General features: G+C 35.8%; 27 protein-coding genes. 22 read left to right on the top strand and 5 right to left on the bottom strand.

All coding sequences use genetic code 11. The annotated features are described in order from the left end of the window. Window positions 1-122: 122 nt before the first annotated feature. The 9 genes from ACDZ29_RS06015 to ACDZ29_RS05975 all read left to right on the top strand — a co-directional run bounded on the left by ACDZ29_RS06015 (window position 123) and on the right by ACDZ29_RS05975 (window position 9878). The gene (locus ACDZ29_RS06015) at window positions 123-266 is read left to right on the top strand and encodes a hypothetical protein (RefSeq protein ID WP_289326542.1); all 144 of its coding nucleotides are present in this window, start codon (window positions 123-125) and stop codon (window positions 264-266) included. Window positions 267-382: 116 nt separating this feature from the next. Continuing rightward, entirely contained in the window at window positions 383-793 is a 411-nt protein-coding gene (locus ACDZ29_RS06010) for a hypothetical protein (RefSeq protein WP_375090355.1), read from the top strand. Between the two features lie 153 nt (window positions 794-946). Further along, window positions 947-1816, top strand: a complete 870-nt coding sequence (locus ACDZ29_RS06005) for a hypothetical protein (RefSeq protein ID WP_370016454.1) — start codon at window positions 947-949, stop codon at window positions 1814-1816. Between the two features lie 37 nt (window positions 1817-1853). Continuing rightward, window positions 1854-2627: an SDR family oxidoreductase gene (locus ACDZ29_RS06000; protein ID WP_375090353.1), complete on the top strand. Its 774-nt coding sequence runs from the start codon at window positions 1854-1856 to the stop codon at window positions 2625-2627. A gap of 523 nt (window positions 2628-3150) precedes the next feature. After that, window positions 3151-5766 (top strand): phosphoenolpyruvate synthase, encoded by a 2616-nt coding sequence (gene ppsA / locus ACDZ29_RS05995; protein WP_375090352.1) that lies wholly within the window; start codon window positions 3151-3153, stop codon window positions 5764-5766. A gap of 504 nt (window positions 5767-6270) precedes the next feature. Next, window positions 6271-6768, top strand: coding sequence for an LURP-one-related/scramblase family protein (locus ACDZ29_RS05990; protein ID WP_375090351.1), 498 nt, complete (start codon window positions 6271-6273; stop codon window positions 6766-6768). A 310-nt stretch (window positions 6769-7078) separates the two neighbouring features. Beyond that, window positions 7079-7591: a hypothetical protein gene (locus tag ACDZ29_RS05985; protein WP_375090350.1), complete on the top strand. Its 513-nt coding sequence runs from the start codon at window positions 7079-7081 to the stop codon at window positions 7589-7591. Between the two features lie 800 nt (window positions 7592-8391). Continuing rightward, a complete protein-coding gene (locus ACDZ29_RS05980; protein WP_053474663.1) occupies window positions 8392-8844 on the top strand; it encodes a VOC family protein in 453 nt (150 codons plus the stop codon). 479 nt (window positions 8845-9323) lie between these two features. Further along, window positions 9324-9878, top strand: a complete 555-nt coding sequence (locus ACDZ29_RS05975) for a hypothetical protein (protein ID WP_375090349.1) — start codon at window positions 9324-9326, stop codon at window positions 9876-9878. Window positions 9879-10244: 366 nt separating this feature from the next. On the opposite strand, the gene ACDZ29_RS05970 is transcribed toward ACDZ29_RS05975, so the two are convergent. Next, window positions 10245-11240 carry a zinc-dependent alcohol dehydrogenase family protein gene (locus tag ACDZ29_RS05970; protein ID WP_375090348.1) on the bottom strand — a complete coding sequence of 332 codons (996 nt, stop codon included), beginning with the start codon at window positions 11238-11240 and terminating at the stop codon, window positions 10245-10247. Between the two features lie 253 nt (window positions 11241-11493). On the opposite strand from ACDZ29_RS05970, the gene ACDZ29_RS05965 reads away from it, so the two are divergent. Continuing rightward, entirely contained in the window at window positions 11494-11862 is a 369-nt protein-coding gene (locus tag ACDZ29_RS05965; RefSeq protein ID WP_289326523.1) for a helix-turn-helix domain-containing protein, read from the top strand. Window positions 11863-12150: 288 nt separating this feature from the next. After that, the gene (gene fosM / locus ACDZ29_RS05960) at window positions 12151-12573 is read left to right on the top strand and encodes a FosM family fosfomycin resistance protein (protein WP_375090347.1); all 423 of its coding nucleotides are present in this window, start codon (window positions 12151-12153) and stop codon (window positions 12571-12573) included. 369 nt (window positions 12574-12942) lie between these two features. Here fosM and ACDZ29_RS05955 read toward each other — a convergent pair whose 3' ends face one another. Beyond that, window positions 12943-13617: a Crp/Fnr family transcriptional regulator gene (locus ACDZ29_RS05955; protein WP_375090346.1), complete on the bottom strand. Its 675-nt coding sequence runs from the start codon at window positions 13615-13617 to the stop codon at window positions 12943-12945. Window positions 13618-13682: 65 nt separating this feature from the next. On the opposite strand from ACDZ29_RS05955, the gene ACDZ29_RS05950 reads away from it, so the two are divergent. Together ACDZ29_RS05950 and ACDZ29_RS05945 are read left to right on the top strand one after the other, a co-directional pair. Then, the gene (locus ACDZ29_RS05950; protein ID WP_375090345.1) at window positions 13683-14636 is read left to right on the top strand and encodes a nucleoside hydrolase; all 954 of its coding nucleotides are present in this window, start codon (window positions 13683-13685) and stop codon (window positions 14634-14636) included. 172 nt (window positions 14637-14808) lie between these two features. Then, a complete protein-coding gene (locus ACDZ29_RS05945) occupies window positions 14809-14931 on the top strand; it encodes a hypothetical protein (RefSeq protein ID WP_284702828.1) in 123 nt (40 codons plus the stop codon). A 365-nt stretch (window positions 14932-15296) separates the two neighbouring features. On the opposite strand, the gene ACDZ29_RS05940 is transcribed toward ACDZ29_RS05945, so the two are convergent. Both ACDZ29_RS05940 and ACDZ29_RS05935 read right to left on the bottom strand, forming a co-directional pair. After that, on the bottom strand, window positions 15297-15824 hold the full coding sequence (locus tag ACDZ29_RS05940) for an acyl-CoA thioesterase (protein ID WP_144553947.1): 528 nt from the start codon (window positions 15822-15824) through the stop codon (window positions 15297-15299). A gap of 134 nt (window positions 15825-15958) precedes the next feature. Beyond that, window positions 15959-16153 carry a hypothetical protein gene (locus ACDZ29_RS05935; RefSeq protein ID WP_375090343.1) on the bottom strand — a complete coding sequence of 65 codons (195 nt, stop codon included), beginning with the start codon at window positions 16151-16153 and terminating at the stop codon, window positions 15959-15961. Between the two features lie 878 nt (window positions 16154-17031). Here ACDZ29_RS05935 and ACDZ29_RS05930 point away from each other — a divergent pair. From ACDZ29_RS05930 to ACDZ29_RS05895, 8 genes are all read left to right on the top strand, one after another. Beyond that, window positions 17032-17535 carry a hypothetical protein gene (locus ACDZ29_RS05930; protein ID WP_375090341.1) on the top strand — a complete coding sequence of 168 codons (504 nt, stop codon included), beginning with the start codon at window positions 17032-17034 and terminating at the stop codon, window positions 17533-17535. A gap of 317 nt (window positions 17536-17852) precedes the next feature. Continuing rightward, the gene (locus ACDZ29_RS05925) at window positions 17853-18047 is read left to right on the top strand and encodes a DUF6366 family protein (RefSeq protein WP_375090339.1); all 195 of its coding nucleotides are present in this window, start codon (window positions 17853-17855) and stop codon (window positions 18045-18047) included. Window positions 18048-18072: 25 nt separating this feature from the next. Beyond that, a complete protein-coding gene (locus tag ACDZ29_RS05920) occupies window positions 18073-18273 on the top strand; it encodes a hypothetical protein (protein WP_375090337.1) in 201 nt (66 codons plus the stop codon). Between the two features lie 13 nt (window positions 18274-18286). Beyond that, complete coding sequence (locus tag ACDZ29_RS05915) at window positions 18287-18784, top strand: SRPBCC domain-containing protein (RefSeq protein ID WP_375090336.1); 498 nt, start codon at window positions 18287-18289, stop codon at window positions 18782-18784. A 515-nt stretch (window positions 18785-19299) separates the two neighbouring features. Next, the gene (locus ACDZ29_RS05910; RefSeq protein ID WP_034310968.1) at window positions 19300-19482 is read left to right on the top strand and encodes a hypothetical protein; all 183 of its coding nucleotides are present in this window, start codon (window positions 19300-19302) and stop codon (window positions 19480-19482) included. 114 nt (window positions 19483-19596) lie between these two features. Continuing rightward, entirely contained in the window at window positions 19597-19728 is a 132-nt protein-coding gene (locus tag ACDZ29_RS05905; RefSeq protein ID WP_289326514.1) for a DUF6254 family protein, read from the top strand. Window positions 19729-20648: 920 nt separating this feature from the next. Next, entirely contained in the window at window positions 20649-21440 is a 792-nt protein-coding gene (locus ACDZ29_RS05900) for an aminoglycoside phosphotransferase family protein (protein ID WP_375090333.1), read from the top strand. Between the two features lie 92 nt (window positions 21441-21532). Continuing rightward, window positions 21533-22042 (top strand): DUF6584 family protein, encoded by a 510-nt coding sequence (locus ACDZ29_RS05895; RefSeq protein ID WP_375090332.1) that lies wholly within the window; start codon window positions 21533-21535, stop codon window positions 22040-22042. 156 nt (window positions 22043-22198) lie between these two features. On the opposite strand, the gene ACDZ29_RS05890 is transcribed toward ACDZ29_RS05895, so the two are convergent. After that, window positions 22199-23254, bottom strand: a complete 1056-nt coding sequence (locus ACDZ29_RS05890) for a potassium channel family protein (RefSeq protein ID WP_375090330.1) — start codon at window positions 23252-23254, stop codon at window positions 22199-22201. 308 nt (window positions 23255-23562) lie between these two features. Between ACDZ29_RS05890 and ACDZ29_RS05885 the strand changes: the two genes are divergently transcribed. Further along, complete coding sequence (locus tag ACDZ29_RS05885) at window positions 23563-24105, top strand: hypothetical protein (protein ID WP_375090329.1); 543 nt, start codon at window positions 23563-23565, stop codon at window positions 24103-24105. Window positions 24106-24273: the final 168 nt, after the last annotated feature.

Below are 24273 nucleotides of genomic sequence, written 5' to 3'. Positions count from 1 at the left end.
CCAAGGAAAGACTTCATCGAGTATATAAAAAACTACGACTAGGATAGAGGAGACTACGTTTGAGTGCAGTACGAGCAAGCCGAACAGGAATTATTATGCACGTACTTTGTTTGTAATGGGTGATGAGAAAGTCAGAAAGTACAACCAATAAAAACTTGAAAGAAAATAAAAAAGCCATAGCGGTAGGCTACGGCTGCCTGTTCCGTCCTCAAACGGCTATTTTGCAACCTTGTGCACAAAAGGTTATTGATGATTATTATTATTAAATATCTTGCGATCCTTCAAGATGGAGATTGCTTTTTCCAACAACAGGATTGTGAAGAATTGCACTTAAACTAACGGATGCGTTAGTTCAAGAAGGATTAACAAGGAGTGAGTCGAAATGAGTTTGGCTTCCTATATTGGGTGTAATATAGAAATACCGATTAATGATGATGAATATTCAGATGAATTTTTTTATATTGGCGGTTGTTTTGCCGGTGATTTTGACTTGATAAATGTAAGGGAATATCAGTTTACTACTCCTTGCGTTTATGAGGTATCAAGTCATTGGGGAATTGAGATTTCAGAAAATATGAACCCAAAAACGTGTGCCGAATCGAAAAAGAAGTTAATAGAATTGTGTAAAATTATGGACAGTTACCTTGAAAAAGGTGATTTCTTTGAACTGTATAGTTGTTGGGTAGGAGAAGAAGCTGAAAAGCGAGATGGTGAGATAACCCTCCGAATCAATAACTTTGATATTGACCAGATTGAAATTCCCGAAAAAACGTTAGTTAGATTTGAAAAATGAATTTTTCTTCTTTAACTAACGAGTTTAGTTCATTACCAGGAGCTGATCAACAGTTCCTTTTTTTATGCAACAAAAGAGGCAGGTTAGTTCATTAAGAAGAGCGAACTTACATATTATAAAGACTTGTCAAAATTAATCGAGAGGACTAGGTAAATGGAGAAAATAAATGAAATTATTAATAGTCTTGTAAACCAAGGCATATTAAAAAATGATGATATAGACTTAAAAAAATTAAAAAGTGGTACTACCAATGGAATTTTATATACACTGAATAATAATGAAATACCGAAATATGTAATAAAAATAGACACACCAAAACTTATTACTGCAACAGCGGATTTTCTCCTTACTTATAAAGATGTAAATTTGTTGCCTAATGTACTTTATACAGACGAGAAAAAAGGATTTATAATATACTCTTATATTTCTGGAGAAACTCATTTTAATCGTGGATCTAAATTAGAATGGATGACTATTTTGATTAAGGAACTATTAAATAAATACAAAAAGGTAAACAAAGATAACTGGGGAAGAGTAAATGGAATACATAGAAATTCATGGGCGGACTTCAATCTAAGTAGTTTGGAATTCGCCAAAGAGGATATAGGCGATTTATTAACAAGAGAGGATCATAAAAAAGTAGAGTTATTGGTTAATAAATTGAAAACATACGAACATCAAGAAGAGAAGTATTACCTACATGGAGATGTTGGTGTTCACAATTTTGTATATAAGGGCAATAAATTAAATGGGGTTATAGATCCTTCACCTTTATTCGGTCCAAAGATTTATGATTTTACTTATGCATTTTGCTCTTCTCCAGACAATTTAAATTTACGGACACTATTGTCATCTTTCTCATTATTGACTCAAGATGTCCCCTTTAATAAAGAAAGGCTTTTGGATGAAGTTCTTTTTCAATTATACACACGTATAGGAATTTGTATTAGAGTTCACCCGCATGACTTAAGTGGCTATCTTAAAGCTTGGAAAGAATGGAGAGTGTACCTTCCTTCTATGTAAATAGCATTTCAGACTTAAATAATGGAGGGATAATATAATGGACCAATTAAAAGGGAAAATTGCAATTATTACAGGTGTAAGCCGTCTGAAAGGGATTGGAGCTGCTATTTGTAGGGAGTTAGCTGAAACGGGCTATCATATATTTTTTACTTATTGGACGGAATATGATGAAAAAATGCCTTGGAGCATTGAATTAGATGAGCCATTGAAATTAAAGGAAGAATTAATAAAAAAAGGTGCTAAGGTATCATGTCTAGAGTTGGATTTAACTCAATATGATGCACCTGAACAACTTTTAAATAAAGTTTCTGAACAACTTGGTTATCCTGATATCTTGATTAATAACGCAGCATACTCTACTAACAACGATTTTTCTAATTTAACTGCCGAAGAATTAGATAAACATTACATGGTGAATGTTCGTGCAACGACACTATTAAGTAGTAAATTCGCTCAAAGGTTCGATAAGAAATCAGGTGGAAGAATAGTCAACATTACTTCAGGTCAGTCTCAAGGACCAATGCCTGGCGAATTAGCGTATGCAACAACAAAAGGAGCAGTTGATGCTCTAACTATTACATTGTCAGCTGAACTGGCCCCTTTAGGAATAACGGTTAATGCAATAAATCCAGGTCCAACTGATACTGGGTGGATGACAGAGGAAATAAAAAGTAAATTAAAACCGATGTTTCCTTTCGGTAGAATAGGAAAACCGAGAGATGTTGCAAAAACTATTAAATTTTTGGTGAGCGATGAAGCAGATTGGATTACAGGTCAGATTATTCATGCAGAAGGTGGATTTAAAAGGTAAATTAAATTGAATTCCAAGCATAGATATTTTGTCTGAAGGATAGTACTTAAGCTAACAGTTGCTTTTCAACATTCAAAATCACTCTTTGAAATCCTCAGTAATCGGGCGCTTTAATGGGGTAACGAAAAAAGCCCCATTTCTTAATATTAATACTAAGAAATGGGGCTTTTTAATATACTAAATGATTGGATATCATTTATAGTGTGAGTCATTTGTCTTGTAAATCTTTTGAATTTGCAACAATTATGGCCGTGTAAATACATTGATAAAAATGAGAAACTGTGGTAAATTTATATAGATGCACCTAATATGTATTTTTGTTTAAATTATCCCTACTATAAGTATACAACATAAAATCCTTTTCAGTCAACCCCTATTTTTATTTTTTAAAAGGAGTGTTTGATATGAATATGGAATTTCTCCAGGAGCAAGAACGAGTGGACAGGGGTAATTGGTTGATCAGATGAACAATTTTTGTCATATGATTCGTCTTGGTATTGAGCGATAAATGGGAGGGAAAGAAATGAAACCATATGTACTAGAGTTACGGGAAATCGATAAAACGCAACTTTTGCTCGCCGGAGGAAAAGGGTCGAATTTAGGGGAACTATTGAAGATTCATGGAATACAAGTGCCAGAAGGATTTTGTGTTACGACAGAGGCTTATCAAAAAGCCCTCGAACAAAACGAAGCCTTCTACGCATTGTTGGATCAACTAACACTGCTAAAAGTAGAGGATCGAGGTCAAATTGGTGAAATCAGCAGGAAGATTCGACAAATCATTATGGAAATGGAAATTCCTTCCGATGTTGTGAAAGCAGTTGCTCACTATCTCTCCCAGTTTGGCGATGAACATGCTTATGCAGTGCGTTCTAGTGCGACGGCTGAAGATTTACCACAAGCCTCTTTTGCCGGTCAACAAGATACCTATTTAAATATCATCGGAAAAGAAGCAATCTTACAGCATATCAGTAAATGTTGGGCTTCCCTATTTACTGATCGCGCAGTAATTTACCGAATCCAAAACGGATTTGATCACAGCCAAGTTTACCTATCAGTTATCATTCAACGGATGATTTTCCCACAGGCTTCAGGAATTTTATTTACTGCTGATCCGATTACTTCCAATCGAAAGCTACTATCGATCGATGCTAGCTTTGGACTAGGAGAAGCACTAGTCTCTGGCTTGGTATCTGCCGATTGTTATAAAGTACAGGAAGATGAAATCGTCGATAAGATGATAGCAACCAAAAAATTGGCTATCTATGGACTAAAAGAAGGCGGAACAGAGACACAACAGATCGACCCTGATCAGCAAAAGACTCAAACACTTACTGAACAACAAATTTTACAACTAGCACGCACAGGAAGACAGATCGAAGCTTATTTTGGTTACCCACAAGATATCGAATGGTGTTTGGTTGACGATACATTTTATATTGTCCAGAGTCGGCCAATCACTACTTTATACCCGATCCCTGAAGCGAATGATCAAGAAAATCACGTTTATGTATCTGTCGGTCATCAACAAATGATGACCGATTCCATGAAACCACTGGGATTGTCTTTTTTCCTGTTAACGACTAATGCACCCATGCGTAAAGCTGGTGGAAGGTTGTTTGTTGATGTCACACATATGCTGGCTTCACCTGACAGCAGAAAAATGTTATTAGATGCCATGGGACAACACGATCTGCTCATGAAAGACGCACTTATGACCATAATAGAGCGAGGAGATTTCATAAAATCTTTACCAAATGATAAGCAAGAACAGAGTTCCGGTAAAAGCAATAAAAGTGTGTCGTCTGCGGATTCTAGGGCACAAATCGAAAACGACGTGACAATCGTTTCTGATTTGATTAAGAGTAGTCAAACATCGATAGAAGAGTTAAAACAAAACATCCAAACGAAATTAGGATCGGATTTATTTGATTTTATTCTGGAAGATATCCAGATATTAAAGAAGATTTTATTTGACCCACAAAGTTCAGCTGTGTTTATGGCTGCTATAGATGCTTCATCATGGATCAATGAAAATATGAACGAGTGGTTAGGTGAAAAAAACGCAGCCGACACCCTTTCTCAATCTGTACCAAACAATATTACTTCGGAAATGGGTCTTGCGCTATTGGAGGTCGCAGATGTGATTCGTCCTTATCCAGAAGTAATTGATTATTTACAACATGTAAAAGATGATAACTTTTTGGATGAACTGGTTAAGTTTGATGGTGGACAGGAAACCCAAGACGCTATCTATGATTATCTCAGCAAATACGGAATGCGATGTACCGGAGAAATCGATATTACGAAAACTCGTTGGAGCGAAAAACCAACTACACTTGTCCCCGTGATTCTTAGTAATATCAAAAACTTTGAGCCTAATGCTAGCAATCGGAAATTTGAGCAAGGGCGACAGGAAGCTTTGATAAAAGAACAAGAGTTATTAGTTCGATTGAAGCAATTACCGGATGGTGAACTAAAAGCCAAAGAAACAAAACGAATGATCTACCTAATCCGGAATTTCATCGGTTATCGGGAATATCCAAAATACGGCATGGTTAATCGCTACTTCGTTTATAAGCAGGCTCTACTGAAAGAAGCCGAACAACTCGTACAAGCCAACGTTATTCATGAAAAAGAAGATATATACTATCTCACTTTTGAAGAACTTCACGAAGTCGTACGCACAAATAAACTAGATTACCAGATCATCAGCAAACGAAAAGACGAGTACAAATTATATGAAAAACTAACTCCACCACGTGTTATCACGTCTGATGGTGAAATCATTGTAGGTGAGTACAACCGAGAAAATCTCCCAGCCGAAGCTATTGTAGGTCTACCTGTTTCTTCCGGAGTTATAGAGGGACGAGCACGTGTCATCTTAAACATGGAAGATGCTGATCTAGAAGATGGAGATATATTAGTCACCTCCTTTACCGACCCTAGCTGGACACCATTGTTTGTATCCATAAAAGGCCTAGTCACCGAAGTTGGCGGACTGATGACCCATGGAGCAGTAATCGCACGTGAATATGGCTTACCTGCCGTTGTCGGTGTTGAAAATGCCACCAAGCTGATAAAAGATGGGCAACGTATTCGAGTAAATGGAACAGAAGGTTATATAGAAATACTATAATTCATTACATTTATATCATAAAAGAAGAGCATTCGAATTAGGAGGATCATTGACATCATGGTGCTTTGCGGTCTATGGTAAGAACCCTGACTAGGACATATAAGGGGGCAGTAACTGAAAATCGATAGTAATGTCTGTTAAGGTTATCTTGAAATCTAGTCTTCTGTTAAAGTGCGATTCTTTAAAAAGAATCGCTTTTCTTATAGAACTGACGGGTGCGTTAGCTGAAGATTGAAGCTGTCTTTAAGGCAGCTTTTTCCTTATGGAACTATCGGGGCAAGTTAGTTCAAGAGTACATAAGGAGTTGTTCAACCATTGGGCCAGATTGCGAAGGAAGAATTGCTGACTTTACAAAAGGTAAATTAGTTAAGGATAAATAGTGGTGAACCGAAAAGAAGGCGCTTTTGAGGGGAGCTATTATTTGGAATTTAATGCATAAGATTGGAACCGATGCCCATTTCAAACGTAAGTAATGTAAAAGACTTAAGGTTGGGAGGCATAAGTATGAGGCAGCTTTATATAAAGCAGAAGGTATTCAGTCTTAGCGGGAAATTTACAGTAAAGGATCAGCAGGAGAAGGATATATATTACGTGGAGGGAAGTTTTATGCAAGTTCCAAAAACTTTCTCCATTATGAATACAGCAAGAGATGAAGTAGCACTCATTACGAAAAAGGTGTTCAGCTTTTTACCAAAGTTTTTGGTTGAGGTGAATGGTCGAGAGGTATTAACAATAAAGAAGGAATTTTCCTTATTTAAAGCACGATATACAATTGATGCGGCAGGCATTGAAGTACATGGTAATTGGTGGGATATGGATTTTCAAGTTTTACAGCATGGTAAAATCGTAGGTAAAGTGGGCAAGGAGTGGTTCACTTGGGGCGATAGCTACAAGGTTCAAATAATAGATGAAGAGATGGAAACCATTATTATTGCACTCGTTGTTGCAATTGATTGTGTGAAGGCTGATCAAGCAGCTGCTTCCTCAGCAGCGTCGATTTAAAGTAGAAGTGTAAAATTAAAAGGCTGACAGTTTTTAAAAAATCACTGCTTGAATAGGTGCGGTGAACCGTATCATAAATAAATGACAAGGCCATTTGGTACCAAGGTTTTATATGCGTTCTTCAGTAATCGAGCGCGATTCTTGAATAAGGTTCGCTTTTCTTATAGAACTATCAGGCTGAAGATCGGAGCTGTCTTTAAGGCAGCTTTTTCTTTATGCAACTATAGGGGCAGGTTAGTTGAAGAAGAAAAAGGAATAATGAAAAGTAAAATAAGAAGTTGAGTAACATCACTAGAGGGGAGAAAGTAATATGGTTGATATAGATGACCGAACGGTGTTTGAAAATAACCGCATAGATTTTTGGGTTTGTGATTGTATAACAGAACCGGAGTATATGTATAGTGTTGACGGTGAATATGAAACAACTTTAATTGAATTCTGGAAAAACTACAATCGTTTTCCACTTAAGGTTATCCATAACTTTGTAAGGGAAATGGATGATTTAGATAACGATGATAAAGTGTATAGATACCAAATTGACGAGGTTCATTCGATAGATGAACTAAAACATATACTAGACGATGTTGGGTGGAAATTAACCTTGGAAGACTTTTTTATTACTAATTCGTCAAAGGAAATAAGATTTAAGAAAATTGATAGAGAAACATTAAAGGGTAAAATTCCGGCACAGTGCGCTCTATTCGAATTAGGTCCAGGCGATACTCTAACAGAAGTGATTATACACGGACATTCTTTTTTAGTTGGTACAAATGACTCTAATTTATCCACGAAAGAACAAGTCAAAAAAATTGTACTATCCTGAAAGCTATTCATAACTTTCGTTGTTGAACTAACGGGGCAGGTAAGTTCAATATGCGTAGTGTAGTCGAACTGTGCTGTACTTTCTTAAAAAACACATTGAGCCTCTTACAATTTTCTCCTTTTTTAGATAAAATAGTTGCTGATAGTTTACTACTAATTTTAACTCTAAAGGCGGTAGTCCCAATTAAATTTCTCCAAAAAAATGAAACCAATATTTATATAATTCTGCTATTTCTTACTACAATTAATGGATTTTTTAATAAAAACACAGACGAAGGAACACTAGATATTATTATGGTTTTTGCCCTTTTCATAATTTTAATTATCAAGGTAACATTGATTTTTTATGGAAAAAGAGATGTTGATTAAGCAGTTTTAACACAGTTTGTGTCAACTCTGCGATAAGTCTTATAGAACTAACGGGGCAGGATAGATCAAGAGTGCATATGGAGTTGTTCAACAATTGGGCCATTTAATGGAGTACAGGGCAGGAATATTTTGTGGGGAAGTCGAAGTTGTTTTATCGAATAGCAACTACGGTATCGAATTTTTGAAACTATTTGAACATGATGGCATTCACGAAATAAGGTTCACGATTATTCCAATAGTAGAGGGTTTACGAAGTGTTGTTCTTAACAAATACCCGAAAACCCAATTTCACATTTTCCTATACTGTGACTTTTCTTTGTTATCATGAACTGTGACAAGGTGTTTTTTGTTAGGAAGGAATTTGTAACTTTTTAATAGAATAATTATGAAGATGATCAGATAATAAATTTTTACACATAAGGAGATAAAACTATGGAAAAAAACAAATTACTAAGAATGGACAATGTCGGCATCGTTGTAGAATCCCTTGATGACGCAATCTCTTTCTTTGAGGAGATTGGCTTGAACCTCGAAGGGCGAGCCACTGTCGAAGGTGAATGGGCTGGTCGCGTAACCGGATTGGGTTCTCAGTGCGTAGAGATTGCTATGATGGTTACCCCAGATGGCCACAGCCGACTTGAACTTTCGCGATTTCTCACCCCACCTACTATATCAGATCACCGGACTGCTCCTGTAAATGCCCTCGGTTATCTACGCGTCATGTTCACCGTTGAAGACATTGACGAAATGGTATCCAGACTCACTAAGTATGGTGCTCAGCTCGTTGGCGAAGTGGTTCAGTACGAGGACTCGTATCGGCTCTGCTACATTCGTGGAACCGAAGGACTTCTAATCGGTTTGGCGGAACAACTCGGTAACAAATAAGTAAGTGACGTTTTATAAAAAGCCTTTACTGAAATATACATTACTGAAGTAAAAATTGAAACAGAAAAGCAGTGTGAAAGTATCTCGAAGAAGTCGGGTACGCCATATAACACAGTATTCACGCTGCGGTACTCTCCGAGCCCCTTGGTCGCCAGGAGAAGAAACAGGGAAGCCAGATTCAGGCGACAAACCCTGCGAGCCTAAGAACTTCGTTCTAAGTCTCGCAGGGTTAGTGAATGCGAAAACGTTATATGCCAATCCGTCTCGATTTGAAGAAAATTCTTATTCAATAAAAGGGCGCGATTCTTTAATAAGAATCGTTTTTCTTAATGAACTAACGGGTGAGTTAGCTGTAGATCAGAGCTGTCTTTATGGCAGCTTTTTCTTTATGCAACTAGTAGGGTATGTTGATTGATTATATTGTATTAAAAGGGAAATTAAGTTAAAGTGGAGAAGATGTTTTGTTGCGGGGTGTTTGTATGGACAAGAATAAATGGATAGATTTATCTGGATTCGTTGTAGTTGGAATTATTATAATTGTACTTTTTATTTATAATCGGCTAGAATCCGAAAAATACCAACCTAAAGAATTAGTAACAGTGACAGCTGGTTATTCATTAATAATTGCTGTAGTAGGTAATGAGAGTGAGTTGCCAAAATTTTCAAGTATTTCTTATCAAAAAAGTGAATTAGATAACTTAGTAACAAACGAGGAAGAAAATTTTGATGCTTTAATTATAACTAAAGAAGCTTTCTCAGAAGCTGATAAAGATCAGTTTGTTGAGTATTTCAATAAGGTAAAGTATCCCGTTTTTTTTTATGATGCTAAAGGAATAAGTGATGATGCATTTTTAGAAAAAGGAGTTACTTTAGACAGTTCTAAAATTAATAGCTCAGCCTTTATTAGGGGTTATTTAAATAAGGAAAAAGAAAGAGTCAAATGGGTGTTGCATTTACCAGATAATAAAAATATATCTGATAAAGCTTACACATTTATACAATTATGTGAAATAGTCGAAGAGAGTAAAAGGTAAAATTGGATAGGTTTCTAAAGACAACCTTTTTTATTTTGTGAAGAAATGTACTTAAACTAACGGGTGCGTTAGCTGAAGATCGGAGCTGTCTCAAAGGCAGCTTTTTCTTGAGGTTTAAAGTATGATTTTTTGAATGAAGAACAAAAGGAAGTAACCGAAAAGAAATTGACAAAAACATTTATTTAAAGAGTATTAGTGGTTTCAAATTATCTTAAAGTTGCCGATTTCTATTATTATGCCCTGATGGTTTTTACTGTAATAAAAATAAAAGCAGACGGTACATCGAGGATCTTATAAAGATTCTAATGACCATCTACTTTTAAATGAACGTAAAGTTGCTGAGGCATTTCAAATGTGCATGTAATATTACCAGCTATTTTTCAAAACAATTTTTCCTATCGCCTTGCCTGACTCCATGTACTCATGGGCTTTTGAGACTTCATCAAACGTGAAAATATTAGAATCCAAAAGCGGGCGCAGCTTCCCTTCCTCAACCACCCTGGCAACTTTCTTCAAGATTTCTCCATAATGTTTATGCAGGTCCTTGTTTAAAATTTTCAACAGCATAAAGGTAACATGGAGAGAAAGTCCCTTTGAATGCACTGGGGAGAGGTCATGAGTCGAACGTGCAGCAATGGCTATTATCGTTCCATGTACCGCGGCCGCCTCAAAAGAGCGATCAAGGTTTTCACCCCCAACTGTGTCAAATACAACGTCAAATCCTTTTCCGTCTGTATATTTTTGTACATAATCCTGAACGCTTTCTTCTCGATAATTAATGGTTACATCAGCACCTAGACGCGTGCCAATCTCCAGCTTCTCTTGCGAAGAGGCAGTTGTATAGACTGTCGCTCCTCTCCATTTGGCTAGTTGAATGGCAATGTGTCCTACACCGCCGGTGGCTGCATGAATTAGTATATCTTGTCCTGTGGTAAGCCTTGCCCGATTAAATAATGCTTCCCAAGCGGTAATGGCAACTAACGGTAAAGCTGCGGCTTCTTCCATCGTCAAATTTTTCGGCTTTTGAGCAAGTAAATCAACATCTGCAAGCATAAACTCTGCAAGTGCACCGCCAGTTCCTCTAAATCCACCCGCGCATCCAAACACTTCATCCCCAATATTAAACTCGGTTACTCCTTCACCCACAGCAGAGACCAAACCTGCCACATCCCCATGTAATACTGCTGGAAACTCGGGTGCAACGGCCGGAACTGCACCAGCACGGACTTTCGTATCAATAGGATTTACACTTGTAGCCTTTACTTGAATAAGTACATGTCCAGGTTTTAGTTCAGGTTTTGAAATCTCTTTATATTGAAATACGGATGGTTTACCAAAAGATTGAATGATTTGTGATTTCACTCTAGTCACTCCTTTTTATTTTATGGGAAAATGTCTCATCACCTATTCGTGTTAAGGATTAATACACCGGAGAATTTTATTAGTAACATCTTTAATGACGAATAGTATGAAAAGAATGAATATTTAGTCTTAGCTTACAAAATCAATGATACTTTATATAATATAAAATTAAAAGTACGCACATTTCTGTTGAATAGGATAAAATTTGTAATATAGTATACAATTTGATACTTAAAAAGATTGGGGTGTCGATATGAAGGACTTTAAAACGGAAAAGTGTCCTGATACCACTGCTTGTCCTGTTGCAGTTACAGTGGATGTGATAGGCGGCAAATGGAAAGGGATCATATTATATAACTTAATTTCCGGCCCTAAACGTTTTAGCGAGTTAGGGAGACTTATGCCCTATACCACACAACGTATGTTAACATTACAACTTCGGGAATTGGAACAGGATGGTATTGTACATCGTGAAATATATCGGGAGATTCCTCCAAAAGTTGAATATTCTCTTACTGCTTTTGGAGAAACATTAAAACCTATCATCTACCTCATGCGAGATTGGGGAGATATTTACCAAAGTGAGGTTTTAATGAAACGAAAGATCTCAAAAAATGTGTAGCATCAATAGCGATCTCTCTGACAAAACCGAAAGTTAGCTTTCAGCATATCCATGACTTGTGTTTTTTTACCAATAAGATAAAAAGAAAAAAGGATGATAATTGAATATAAAAATGAAATTCAGAAATTATATTATGAAATATTGTACTTAAACTAACGGGTTCTTTACTTCAATCAGGAAGGTTGCTGCGGCAGCCTTTTTTGTATGTAACTATCGGGGCAGGGAAGTACAATAAGATATACTTCCTATTTGTATAATAATTAAGAAGTCTTATTTTGAGGTGATAAGGTGCCTATAAAAGGTTTGAACCACTTTTTATTTTCAGTTTCTAATTTAGAGAATTCCATTGAGTTTTATCAAAACGTTTTTGATGCAAAATTGTTAGTTAAGGGAAGAAATACTGCCTATTTTGATTTGAATGGAATGTGGATTGCCCTGAATGTAGAAAAAGATATTCCCCGTAATGAAATAAGCCATTCATACACACATATAGCTTTTTCAATCGAAGAAGCCGACTTTGTCAAAATGTACGAGAAACTAATGGAATTGAATGTAAACATCTTGTCAGGTCGTCCAAGAGATGAAAAAGATAAGAAATCTATTTATTTTACTGACCCCGATGGCCATAAGTTTGAGTTTCATACAGGTACTTTACAAGATAGAATGGATTACTACAAACAAGAAAAAGCACATATGGAGTTTTTCGATTAAAGGATTTCCTTGTTAACTAACAGGTGCTTTAGCTTAAGTTCGGAGCTGTCTTTATGACAGCTTTTTCTTTTATGCAACTACCGGGGAAGATGTTCCATAAGGAATGTAATAGTAGACGTAACGAGGACTAATATAGAGAGAGCGTGGATCTTGAGTTTTCTTATTACAACAGTGTCATTGACAGTGGGTAATTCAGGATGATTTGCTAAGAGTATATTTTATGTGGTTGGTACATTCCCCCGATTATAAAGGATTTTTCCTTCAAAAACTCAAAACAAGCTGTGAAGTCCCGCCTGGTTTTTGTACGGACGCCAAGATTCAAACCTCCCTCGGAGTTAGTATGTTTTTTGACTAAATTTATCGAACCTTTTAAAAGATTTTTTCAAGATGATTTTCAAGCTTCTCTAATGAAACCACCTTGAATCTCTTCTCTTTAAAATCAATGTAGTTCTCGTTTATGCATTCAGATATTGAACGATTTAGACTTCTTATTGGAGCACATACCTCACTCGAGAGTGTGCTTTTGGTCACTGTTTCTAGATCACCAATTTTGTAATGAGCATGGATACTGTACAAAATACGGTCCTTGACTGTTAAAAGCGATAGTTTAGCTACAGTTTCTGAGCTTGTAATTAATTTTGCCGCTAAGTGTTCCATCAAATAAGAAGTGAAATTAAAATCTTGCCGCATCCATTCGTAAACGAATGTCCTATGAATAGCTATTGTTTCACAATTTGTTTTCGCCGTGACACTTAACGTTTTTATGTCTTTATTGAAAATCTCAACTTCTCCAAAACAACTATATGACTGATATTTATACAGAGAAATCATCGAACCATCAGAGATTTGCCTAAAGACTTCAGCACTGCCTTTATTTAATATATAGAGATAATTGTTATCTTCAAAAGGGTGAATAATAAAGCTGCCTTTTGGATATTTACGATAAATAAATTCTTTTTTTATATTATCTGGGGCCTTGTTAATAATCATTTCAAGGTTCATTTCCTCACCAACCATTTCTTTTTGATCTTGGGTTTTGGTCAAATGACCTATTTTTATAATAAGTCGCAATTTATACTGATTTCAAACCTATTTATGGAGGAATGAAAATGAGAAAATTAATTATTGATACAGATACGGGAAGTGATGATGCAGTTGCGTTAATGATGGCACTAAAGTCAACGGAAGTGGAAGTTCTGGCGATTACGACTGTTTGTGGGAACGTACCCCTAGAACTCGCAACTAAAAATGCTTTAATGACTGTAGAAGTAACAAATTCGCAACAGCCACCCATTCATGCAGGCGCAGCCAAGCCACTAATGAGAGACCTCGTAACAGCAGTTAATGTACATGGTGAAGATGGTATGGGAGATGATGACTTAATTCATCCTACCATTAATCCTGAACCTGGACATGCAGTTGATGTGATCTTGGACTTGGTAGAAAAAAATCCAGGAGAAATAGAAATTGTTACAATAGGTCCTGTTACAAATATAGCACTTGCAATATTAAAAGCACCAGAAACGATGAACAAAGTTAAGCGTATTTATTCGATGGGCACTGCTGGATTTGGCGCCGGAAACACTACACCTGTAGCCGAATTTAATGTATATGTAGATGCAGAAGCATATAGCATCATGATGAAATCAGGAATTCCTATTAGTATTATCGGCTTTGATGTTTGCTTAGGTGAAGCAGCTTGGAATAGAGAAGATATGAAATTTTTAATGGCGAGCCAAAAGGAAGAAGCGATGTTTGCCGTTCAATGTAATTCTTCTCTTCTAGAATACAACCTACAGGCAAGCGGAGGGCACTTTGTTGATTTACCAGATGCAGTCGCAATGGGTGTCGCATTATGGGATGATATCGTTCTTGAAGACAAGTTTTGCTACTGCTATGTGTGTACTACAGAAGAAGCGACCTATGGCCAAGTTATCATAAATGATGGGAGTAAACTCGCTATTTCAGATGGTTTTGGCAGCAATCCTCCTAATGCGACTATCTGTAAGAACATTGACAATCAGTTATTCAAAAATCGGTTATTAGAATTATTGGTCAGTTAAAATCACGAGGTTGAAGAAGAATCTCAAATAGCATAGCCTGCAAAAAAGAACGCAAACTAAAAATACTGGTTGCCGATAACGAAAAAGAAAAAATATTACACAGTAACTTTAAATCGTGTATTTATTGGCATCCACGTTGTATCACTAACTCAAACTACAGGGGGGTGGAAAAATGTCTAAAAATAAAAATAAGCAATTGAAGAATAATGATGCTTTACCTAGAAAAGATGTAGAATTTGCGCATAATGGACTTGAAAAAATAGCATTAAAAGACCAGGAACGCCAAAAAAAGTAAACATATCTGACTTTCAAACTGTCCCTCAAAAAATTTGAATTGATGTTTTTTGGGGGATACAAAAATTATCGTCACATTTGCTTACCTATATCTCTTGTATACCTCTGTGTTAGAACTTATTATTAAAGAATATAATGTTCATCGTTATCAATAGAAGAAACTCGTCAAAAAAAGCCTTTGCTCCACGGGAGTAAAGGCAAGAATCTATCATTTTTATCTTTCGTAGAAACGCTTATCTCTATAGTACTGACACAATATCCTCTCGCTGCATCCTGAATGTAAGAGTCACTAGGACTACCATTCCCCTCAGGAAACTAACTTATTGGTCCTTATCTAATTATCCCATTCAACTACGTCCATAAAGCTTAGCAAGAACTATATTGTTCCCAGGGATAATTTGCAGTTAAAAAGGCAGCCAATTCCTTACTTTTTTGTTTCCTTTCCTTGCGAATTCTTGCTCGATCAGGTGCGGTTTCGTGTAATTTTCGCTCTTCTTCTGTTTCTGGAATGACTTGTGGAACAGGTGTTGGCCGGTTATGTTGATCAAGTGCTACAAAAGTCAATAGTGCCGTTGCTGCGATTTTACGATTACCGCTTTTTAAGTCTTCTGCAATGATTTTCACAAAAACCTCCATCGACGAGGTACCTGTCCATGTCACATAAGATTCAAACGAGACTGAATCTGTTGTTCGAACTGGATGTAAAAAATCAACTGAATCTGTCGAGGCAGTCACACATTCCCTGCGGCTATGACGCGCTGCAGAAGTTGAGGATACCTGATCCAGGTGACTCATCAAACGACCCCCGAACAAAGTATTATGGTTATTTACATCATTTGGGAAAATGCGGCTAGTTCTTATAACTCTTGATTCTTTACAGTATTTAGTTTCCATAAACATATCTCTCCTTTAATTTATAAACCTCTTTATATTCATCCCTATAAAGGTTCTAGTACATCTATCTTTCTTCCTGACTAGTTAAAAAGAGGGAATGCTAAAAGTAATAATTAGCGAAAAATTCTGAATTCTTATATTTTAACTAATTCATGATCATTAAAATAAATGACTTCTGTTAGGAATTTACAACCCTGCATCCTCCTGAAAGCATCTTTAGCTTCTTTTTCAGAGTCAAACTCATAAATTTTAAAGTTGTTCTTTGAATGAACAGTGATTACCCACATAAAAGGCCTCCAATAAAAAGTTTTTAAAATCTGTTTTTCCATTAGATGTTTTTAAAACCAGCACCGGAAACGAAAAGATTCAGCGATCTTTCTTATTCCAAACAATAAGCCGCTATACGCACATCGACTTTATGACTTAGTCTATAAATGGTTCATTATTTTAGGATTAAGGACATATTTTGTGTACCTCCTAAGTTTATAAATCTTTATCAATCTACAATGCAAGTATCGCGCCAACTTGTAACTCGCAGAATTAAAAGAGTTTAAGCGTCTATAGACTGCCAAATTTTTTTGCATGAATAATTATTATGTGTCGATTGCAAAATATTTTTGCACCCATCTGCCACTTTCACAAAAAAGATTAAACTTTGTCTATTCCACCCAATTTACTTTAATAAAGTTACTTAAATAAATTTTGCAGTTTAGTTTTTATATCAGCTAGCGGGTGCTTTACTTCAATTAGGGAGTTGCTGGGCAGCATTTTCTTATGCAACTATGCGGCAGGTTAGTTAAATAAGGGTAATGGTTTTTTATGGTAATATAAAAAGGAGACGAAAACAGGGGGCTGACTATGGAAGGGCAGTTCCCTATTATTGTGAGGTCACCGTCACAAAGGATCATGAGTTTGAAGTAAGTTATAAGATTTATGACGCTAAATCAAGAGATCTTATTCTAACATGTGAGTAGCTCACGTATACAGTTGATAACATAGGGAGTTAATGAACTAACGGGTGGGTTAGCTTAAGATCAGAGCTGTCTTTAAGGCAGCTTTTTCTTTATGTAACTATCGGGACAGGTTAGTTATATAAGTAATTGGATTATTATGGTATTACATTTAGGTTATTGTCTTCAACACTCAATGTTAGGGTGGATAATTTAATGGTTCGAAATTTACATTCATCTTTTAGGAGGACATACCTTTGTTCAATTTTAAAAAATTCACCGTAGGACTCTTGGCTTTAGGAAGTCTTGCTGCTTGTGACAACGAACAAGAACTAGTAAATTATGAAAAAGAAGAGGCACCCAAACAAAAAGTTGTTCAAGATTCTACACAACAGAACAAAGAGTCTTCTTTCAATTCACCAAAGTATCATATGTCTGGAGGTTGGACAAATGATGAATTTTATATAATGATCCACGGCAGCAGTGACATTAAAGGTGCTGGCAAGTATGTACTGCAAAAAATCCCGAAAAAGGGAAAAGAGAAAGTTGTAAAGCATTTACAGTTAACGGAATCAACGGGAAATAAGCTAACTGCTATAATTTATAGTGAGGATTCTAATAAGACTTCTTTTCTAACATTAGAGATGAACAAAGAAAGAAATGAAATAACTATAACGATGCCAAATGAAAAACCCGCGACCTACAAAGAAACAGATATAATGCCATTCGAATTTAATCCTGAATATGTACGGGGAGAATAAAACCAAAATAAAAAGACGCCCCATCAACCATAGTGGTAAGCTTTGTTAATCAACTAACGGGTGCGTTAGCTGAAGATCGGAGCGCAGGTGCGTCTTTCTAATTCAAAGACTGAAAAATAGGGACCCAGTATATTAAGAAGCAATATCAAATATTGTAAGTAGCTATTGAACTAATAGGTTTTTTACTTCGATAAGGGAGTTGCTTCTGTAGCTCTTTTTCTTGTGGAACTATCGGAGCAGGATAGTTGAATAAGGATAATGGTTATTTGTGGTAAAATTTAAAAGGGATGGTTGTTTAATTTACAGGGGGTGTTCCAATGAGTGAAGATAAAGAAACTCCTGAAAGAAGAAGAGAAAAATTAAGACAAGAAGAATTAAAAAGATATCCTTCTAGCAGCGTTCACGGTGGAGGTCTTGCTGATTTAGTTGGTAGCTTAGGTTGGAAAGATACGGGAATTCTTATTCTTGTAATCATAATCGGCTTTATTCTTGTATCACTCTTCTTTAAGTAACGGGTGCCTTCAGATTCGCCAGCCATTGGCATCTAAACATCTAAGTGTGCTTTATAAATCAGGAGTGGTGGAATTTTATGCGGAAGCAAATCGTCGAATTTATAAGCTTTGTCCAGAACCCTTTAAGGCATTAAACATTTGGTTGGAACAGTATCGTGAAATATGTGAAGAAAAACTCGACAGCTTGGAACTTTATCTGAAGGAGCTACAAAATAAAAAACAATAATTGGAGGAATAAAATGTTTCCAAAAACCGAAATCACCAGTAGTTTCAATGCTCCTCGTGAGCTTGTATTTAAGGCATTTACCGAATCAGAACATCTGCAGAACTGGTGGGTCCCTAAAGGATGGGCTTTTGATATTTCTAAGTTCGATCTTCGCAAGGATGGTGTCTTCCATTACAGCCAGACATCTCCTGACGGTCATGTAATGTGGGTCAAATTTGTTTATCATGAAGTAAATGCTCCAGAGAAACTCGTTTACACCTCTTTCTTTTCTGATGAAAAGGGTAACATCGTACGTGCTCCTTTTAACGACAACTGGCCATTGGAAACTCTCAATACTTTTACATTCACTGAGCATGAAGGTAAAACAATACTTACGATGATTGGGACACCTGTTTCCCCAACTGAGGAGGAAATGAAAACATACGAGGAGTCGGAAGAAATGCTTCAGGAGGGCTTTTCAGGAACCTTCGTTCAACTGGCTGATTACCTCTCTAATATTTCAGAAAACTGATATAGGTCGATGACGAACAAAAGAACAATGAGAACACTGTTAATAGCAGTGTTCTCGTTTAAGGAAAGGTAATAACAGTTCAATAATTGGTCATGGAATTAAAGAAGATGAAAAGTCTTTTCTAAAACAGATTTTTAAACTAACAGGTGCTTTACTTCAATAAGGGAGTTGCTTTGGCAGCTCTTTTTCTTATGCAACTAACGGGTGCGTAGTTCAAAAAGGAATAACAAGGAGTGAGTGGAAATGAGTTTGGCTTCCTATATTGATATGCCCACTCCTGCTAACGTCTTGAACATCATGTATCCGATTATTCTGGAGTTTAGTTAATTTCAAACAGCTTATGTAAAAACGGCGACATTGTTGGTATATAACTTATAAAATAACCGAACTGGAACTTATTATTCACTTTGTTTTTTTACCCGAATTACTTGACGGATTCATGTTATTATCGGTTTTAATTCGGGGTATATTTCTTCTTTCTGATCTCATACTAAAGATAAGAAGGAGGGGTATCCATGGCAAAACGAACAAAGAAAAATGATGCAGACCAAAAGAACAAGCAAGGATTTGATTCAAGCAAAACTGATTCAGAATTCTCTAAAGAATTTGGCAGTGCAAACGCTAATCAAGCACATAAAAATAAAGCAAAAAAAGAAAAAGCATCTAAAAATCAAGGTGAGTGGAAAGGCATGCATTAATTAATACTTACCAGACTCGACTCTTGATAAGTGATGCCTGCACCGAGTACAAAGGGTGGAGGCTTATCATGCTTCAAACTATTTACTGAACTTTATGTAAAGGAGCTTATTTAGATGACTCAATCTAAGCAACAACAAGAACGTCAATGGAAAGATCGTAAACAATCGCAGAATCCACATGGTAAGGTCAAATCATTTGAACAATTAGCTGATGGTATGGGCAAAAATGAATCAGAAACTAAGTAAAACTGTTTAAGAATGAGAGGTTATCCCAAAGGGTCAGAGCCCCACATAATAGTGAGGTCACTCCCTTGGGGTACCTTCTCTTTGTCGTTACCTAAAAGGTCATAATTATCTGGAGTGTAATTATTCATACAGAGATACCGATAGCGATGATGAATATTCAGGTGATTTTTTATATTGGCGGTTGTTTTGCCGGTGAGTTGGATTTGCTAAACGTAAAGAAATATCAGTTTGCTACGCCTTTCGTTTATAAGGTATCCAGTCATGCGCCAGCCCATTTTCTTATTTAACTAAAGTGGCAGGTTTGTTGCATAAGAAAATGTAATTTTATGTTAAAATAATGGCAGAGATAAAAAAAGGAGATAGTTTAATATGCCAGCCTGTCATAAATGTGATAAGTGGAGCGGGAATGAAATATAATATAATTTTTGGACTTGTCATATTAATGTCTTAGTATTTATGTATAAAATAGAGTCAATTGTTCCCTTTATAATTGCTGCTGGATTAGTAGGTCTTTATAAAGGTACTAAAACCGGTTCTGATTTTAAAAAGATATTTAACATACATAAAGTCGATTTCTCTTTAAAAGAATCAACAACTAGAATTGAACTATTAGGTGCCTTAATAATGTCATTAAGTACGGATATACTCTCATTTGAATACTATTTTTATAGTGCAAATTTCATTTATGTACTATTCCACGTATTATACTCATTACTGTTTGGTTTACTTTTGTTTAGGTTTTTATTTCTAAAGATGTTTGAAGAGTCACATAATAGTAGAAAAAGCATGAACCAATGAAAATTTAGGCTTAGAAGGTTGCTGAGGCAGCCTTTTTCTTATGGCACTAAAGGGGCAGGTTAGTTGAACAAACAGGATTTGTTTTACGGTTTATAGAAAGTAGATTAGGGGGGGATATTTAGATGTCAAACCATGAAAACGAAGAAATGCTAACAGGGGGGAATGTTTCTAACGTTTATCGATCAGGAGATACTGTGCGACGAGAATTAAAGCCAGACAGTACCAAAATTCATAAGCTATTAAAGCATTTGGAGAACGAAGGTTTCAGTTATGCACCAAAGTTTTTAGGTATTGATGAAAAAGGAAGAGAGATATTATCCTTTATTGAAGGAGAAGCTGGTAATGATCCTTTAAAAGAATACATGTGGTCTGATGATGCTTTAAGGGAAATAGCGAAGATGCTCTGTCTTTATCATGATGCTGTGAGTGATTTTCCATTATCAGATGATTGGAAACCGATAGATAATACTCCACACAAAGTGGAGGTATTATGCCATAATGACTTTGCCAGATACAACATTATTTTTAATCATAAAAGACCAGTAGGTATTATTGATTTTGATGTTGCTGGACCTGGTCCAAGACTTTGGGACATAGCTTATACTCTTTATACTTGCGTCCCCTTAAGTAGATTTTATCTTTCTGAAACAGGTGAGAAAGTTTATTATAAATCATTACAGCACGCTAACCGTATAAAACAAAGAGTTAAATTGTTTTTTGATTCTTACGGTGAGGGAGTAGAAGAAGGTTTTTTGGAAATGGTATTGCTGCGATTGGAAGGGCTATGTAAAACAATTACAAGAAAAGCCAGTGAAGGTGACATTGCTTTTCAAAAGATGATAGATGAAGGGCATCTTGAACATTATCAAAACGATATTAAATTCATTCGTGAATATGGAAAAGAGTGGATTTGAGTTAAGGTTTTTGTTGAACTAACGAGTGCTTTATTTCAATAAGCAAGGTTGCTACAGCAATCTTTTTCTTCAGGAACTATAGGGTCAGGCTAATGGATGAAGGAGGAGTATTTATAGAAAAAATACCTGTTAAAACCATAAAGAAGATAGAAGAGGACATTAAAAATAATGATTTAGGAAAAGCAAGAGATAGAATACACGGGTTAATTTTCACCTATCCAGATGAATTAGAACTCCGTAAAAAGTTAGGGGATATCTATTTTGCATTAAAATATCCCTCGATGGCCGGTCGATATTGGTATCTAGAAAAGGATAAGACACCTGAAATGGTAGATGCATGTATTCAGTTCGAAAAATCTATGGGTAACGATCCGATTAGAATAGCAAGGGTTCTAAAATTTAAAGGAGATAGTGAAATTATAAAAAGACTGCAAGATCAGGAAATTTCTCCTATACAAAATAAAGTTAAAGAGAAATTGACGGAAGAACCTGATGAGACATTGGAGGATAAGTTATTTACTATTGGGTGTATCACGATATTAATATTAATCATTTTCTTTACATTAATCGGAATTTACACTCTCTTTAGCTGGTTTTTTTGATCCCTAGAGTCTTTATTCAAGCGAGGTATTTATAGTTGTTGTTCTTCAGATAACAGGTGCTTTACTTCATTACCAGGGGTTGCTGCGGCAGCCTTTTAGTTTAATAAGAAAAATCAATAAAGGATGCTATTATAGCATCCCTAAAGATTTCGGCTTTCAACGTAATGTATTTGAATTTATTTCGGAAATGGTCTCTTTATCGCAAATAACGAAAAGCTGTGCATCATCAGGAATTCGTTCATCTAATTTTTGGTTAATGGTAAGATTACCACGATCTGCTACCAGTGTGGCTCCTTTGTCAAGAAGATCTATAAACGCATCACGATAGGTTCTCCATTCATCTTGTTTAGAAATCTCATACATGGTTTCTTTATACTTTGTGCTCATAAGTTCAGAATACATGTGGGTGACTCCATGAGAAAATAATGATCTTACTGCTGCGTGGGAGATCATCTCTTGTGTAGGAATAAACTCATCCACTTTTACACGCTCGAATAAACGAATATGCTTTTGATTGATTACCTCGGCGGTGACATGAATAGATGTATTCGTTTTTTCTTCAATGGATGTTATGGCAGTGGCAATTAATAATGTCTTTCCATCGACAAGTAACGGATCCTTTGTAGCATAATTATCTTGTGTTATTTGGTCAGCAAAAATGATAACGCCTTTTGCTCTAGGCAGGTTTGCACGGAGTAATGTTTCTTCATCGGTAGCATCCCCACGAACATAAAACAGACGCTCTTCCATCATAGGAGCTTTTTCCAAGTTATCAATGATTACAATATCAATGATTTCATCAGATTTTAAAATTTCTTGGATGGCGGATTTTGACTTATCACTCCAGCCAATCAGAATGATCTGATTTTTACCTGTATATTTCATTTTTCCACCAACTTTAATTTTTTCGATAAGATATACAGATTTAATGATTTTTCCAATAAAAAGACTAACAAGCCCAATACCCGTGATGTAAAGACCAATGGTAAATGCTTTTCCAAGATCGGTGACCGGTGCATAGTCTCCAAAACCAACCGTAGCAAGCGTTGTAAGTACCCAGTAAACGGAGGTTAAATAAGATTCGAACGTCTGTGGCTCTATAGAAAAAGCAACATACGCAGCAACTAATATGTATAAAATGGCAAATGGTAAAAAGATTCTACCTCTTAATTTAATAAAGTAATACATTATTTTTTTAGCCGTAATTCTCATCAATATCCATCCTAGTTTTCGAGTCATCGATTAGATTTATATTTCCCCAATTTAACAATTAATTAAACGTAAGCGTAAAAGTATTTTACCCAAGTTGGGAGCAAGAACAGCATATTCAAAATTGAGGAGTGCTTTTTAATAAAGGGGGAAATAAAAAAGTCTTTCACTTATTGTGCGTTGATCAACGAGGATTAACGCCTTTTTGTTATAATCCTTGTTGAACTAATACGTGCTTTACATCAATAAGGGAGTTGCTTTGGAAGCTCTTTTTCTTATGGACTAAAGGGCTTAAAGATTGGAGATTAATGATGTTTAAAATAAGTACATTTCTAGTTAAAACCAGTGCAGGTGAAGAGAGTTATATATCCTTGGATGATTCTTTAAAATTAAGAGGAATTTTTGAACATCGAAAATTCACTCCGGAGCATATTCAAATGCATATAAAGATTCAATATAATGATCAAATTGTTGTAGGAAATGATATTCCTAGTGGGTTAGATTTATGGAGTGATTATATAGTTGGAATAGAGAAATATTTAGACGGTGAGAACGTTGAAGTAACATATGGTATCGATCCATATCTTATGAAGTTAATCTCGATAAACAGCAATTTATTGGAATTTTCCATTGTTGGGGATTGGGAACCTGTTGAGGTGTTTGCACAAGCTAGGTTACCTAAAAAAGAATTCTTAGAGGCCATTTTAGATGGAGCAACACACTTTTGGAATACATTGAATGATAACAAGGTGTTTGAAAAAAATACAAAGAACACAACCCCTAAAGAATATCCAAAATTAATAATAGAAGAAATTGAAAAACTAAGGAAAAAGGTAAAAACCATAATGAACTAACAGGTGCTTTAGCTAAAAATCGAAGCTGCCTTTAAGGCAGCTTTTTATTATGCAACTAAACCAGCCAATAGTTTGTCAATATTTTTCAATAAAACCTTAAAATATTTCATGCTATACTAAATTTGTGCATACCAAATAACCTTCCAAGTTTCTGTGTTTGGAAAGTTC

The organism is Peribacillus sp. RS7 (assembly GCF_041956845.1).
Taxonomy (GTDB): domain Bacteria; phylum Bacillota; class Bacilli; order Bacillales; family DSM-1321; genus Peribacillus.
The sequence above is the reverse complement of the archived record's forward strand: the minus strand, read 5'-3'. Positions and strand labels throughout refer to the sequence as shown.

Bases quoted from the DNA above. Each gene is read 5' to 3' on its own strand.
- ACDZ29_RS06015 (WP_289326542.1), top strand. From the start codon at position 123: ATGAGAAAGTCAGAAAGTACAACCAATAAAAACTTGAAAGAAAATAAA.
- ACDZ29_RS06010 (WP_375090355.1), top strand. From the start codon at position 383: ATGAGTTTGGCTTCCTATATTGGGTGTAATATAGAAATACCGATTAAT.
- ACDZ29_RS06005 (WP_370016454.1), top strand. From the start codon at position 947: ATGGAGAAAATAAATGAAATTATTAATAGTCTTGTAAACCAAGGCATA.
- ACDZ29_RS06000 (WP_375090353.1), top strand. From the start codon at position 1,854: ATGGACCAATTAAAAGGGAAAATTGCAATTATTACAGGTGTAAGCCGT.
- ppsA (WP_375090352.1), top strand. From the start codon at position 3,151: ATGAAACCATATGTACTAGAGTTACGGGAAATCGATAAAACGCAACTT.
- ACDZ29_RS05990 (WP_375090351.1), top strand. From the start codon at position 6,271: ATGAGGCAGCTTTATATAAAGCAGAAGGTATTCAGTCTTAGCGGGAAA.
- ACDZ29_RS05985 (WP_375090350.1), top strand. From the start codon at position 7,079: ATGGTTGATATAGATGACCGAACGGTGTTTGAAAATAACCGCATAGAT.
- ACDZ29_RS05980 (WP_053474663.1), top strand. From the start codon at position 8,392: ATGGAAAAAAACAAATTACTAAGAATGGACAATGTCGGCATCGTTGTA.
- ACDZ29_RS05975 (WP_375090349.1), top strand. From the start codon at position 9,324: ATGGACAAGAATAAATGGATAGATTTATCTGGATTCGTTGTAGTTGGA.
- ACDZ29_RS05965 (WP_289326523.1), top strand. From the start codon at position 11,494: ATGAAGGACTTTAAAACGGAAAAGTGTCCTGATACCACTGCTTGTCCT.
- ACDZ29_RS05950 (WP_375090345.1), top strand. From the start codon at position 13,683: ATGAGAAAATTAATTATTGATACAGATACGGGAAGTGATGATGCAGTT.
- ACDZ29_RS05945 (WP_284702828.1), top strand. From the start codon at position 14,809: ATGTCTAAAAATAAAAATAAGCAATTGAAGAATAATGATGCTTTACCT.
- ACDZ29_RS05940 (WP_144553947.1), bottom strand. From the start codon at position 15,824: ATGGAAACTAAATACTGTAAAGAATCAAGAGTTATAAGAACTAGCCGC.
- ACDZ29_RS05935 (WP_375090343.1), bottom strand. From the start codon at position 16,153: ATGGAAAAACAGATTTTAAAAACTTTTTATTGGAGGCCTTTTATGTGG.
- ACDZ29_RS05925 (WP_375090339.1), top strand. From the start codon at position 17,853: ATGAGTGAAGATAAAGAAACTCCTGAAAGAAGAAGAGAAAAATTAAGA.
- ACDZ29_RS05915 (WP_375090336.1), top strand. From the start codon at position 18,287: ATGTTTCCAAAAACCGAAATCACCAGTAGTTTCAATGCTCCTCGTGAG.
- ACDZ29_RS05910 (WP_034310968.1), top strand. From the start codon at position 19,300: ATGGCAAAACGAACAAAGAAAAATGATGCAGACCAAAAGAACAAGCAA.
- ACDZ29_RS05905 (WP_289326514.1), top strand. From the start codon at position 19,597: ATGACTCAATCTAAGCAACAACAAGAACGTCAATGGAAAGATCGTAAA.
- ACDZ29_RS05900 (WP_375090333.1), top strand. From the start codon at position 20,649: ATGTCAAACCATGAAAACGAAGAAATGCTAACAGGGGGGAATGTTTCT.
- ACDZ29_RS05895 (WP_375090332.1), top strand. From the start codon at position 21,533: ATGGATGAAGGAGGAGTATTTATAGAAAAAATACCTGTTAAAACCATA.
- ACDZ29_RS05890 (WP_375090330.1), bottom strand. From the start codon at position 23,254: ATGAGAATTACGGCTAAAAAAATAATGTATTACTTTATTAAATTAAGA.
- ACDZ29_RS05885 (WP_375090329.1), top strand. From the start codon at position 23,563: ATGTTTAAAATAAGTACATTTCTAGTTAAAACCAGTGCAGGTGAAGAG.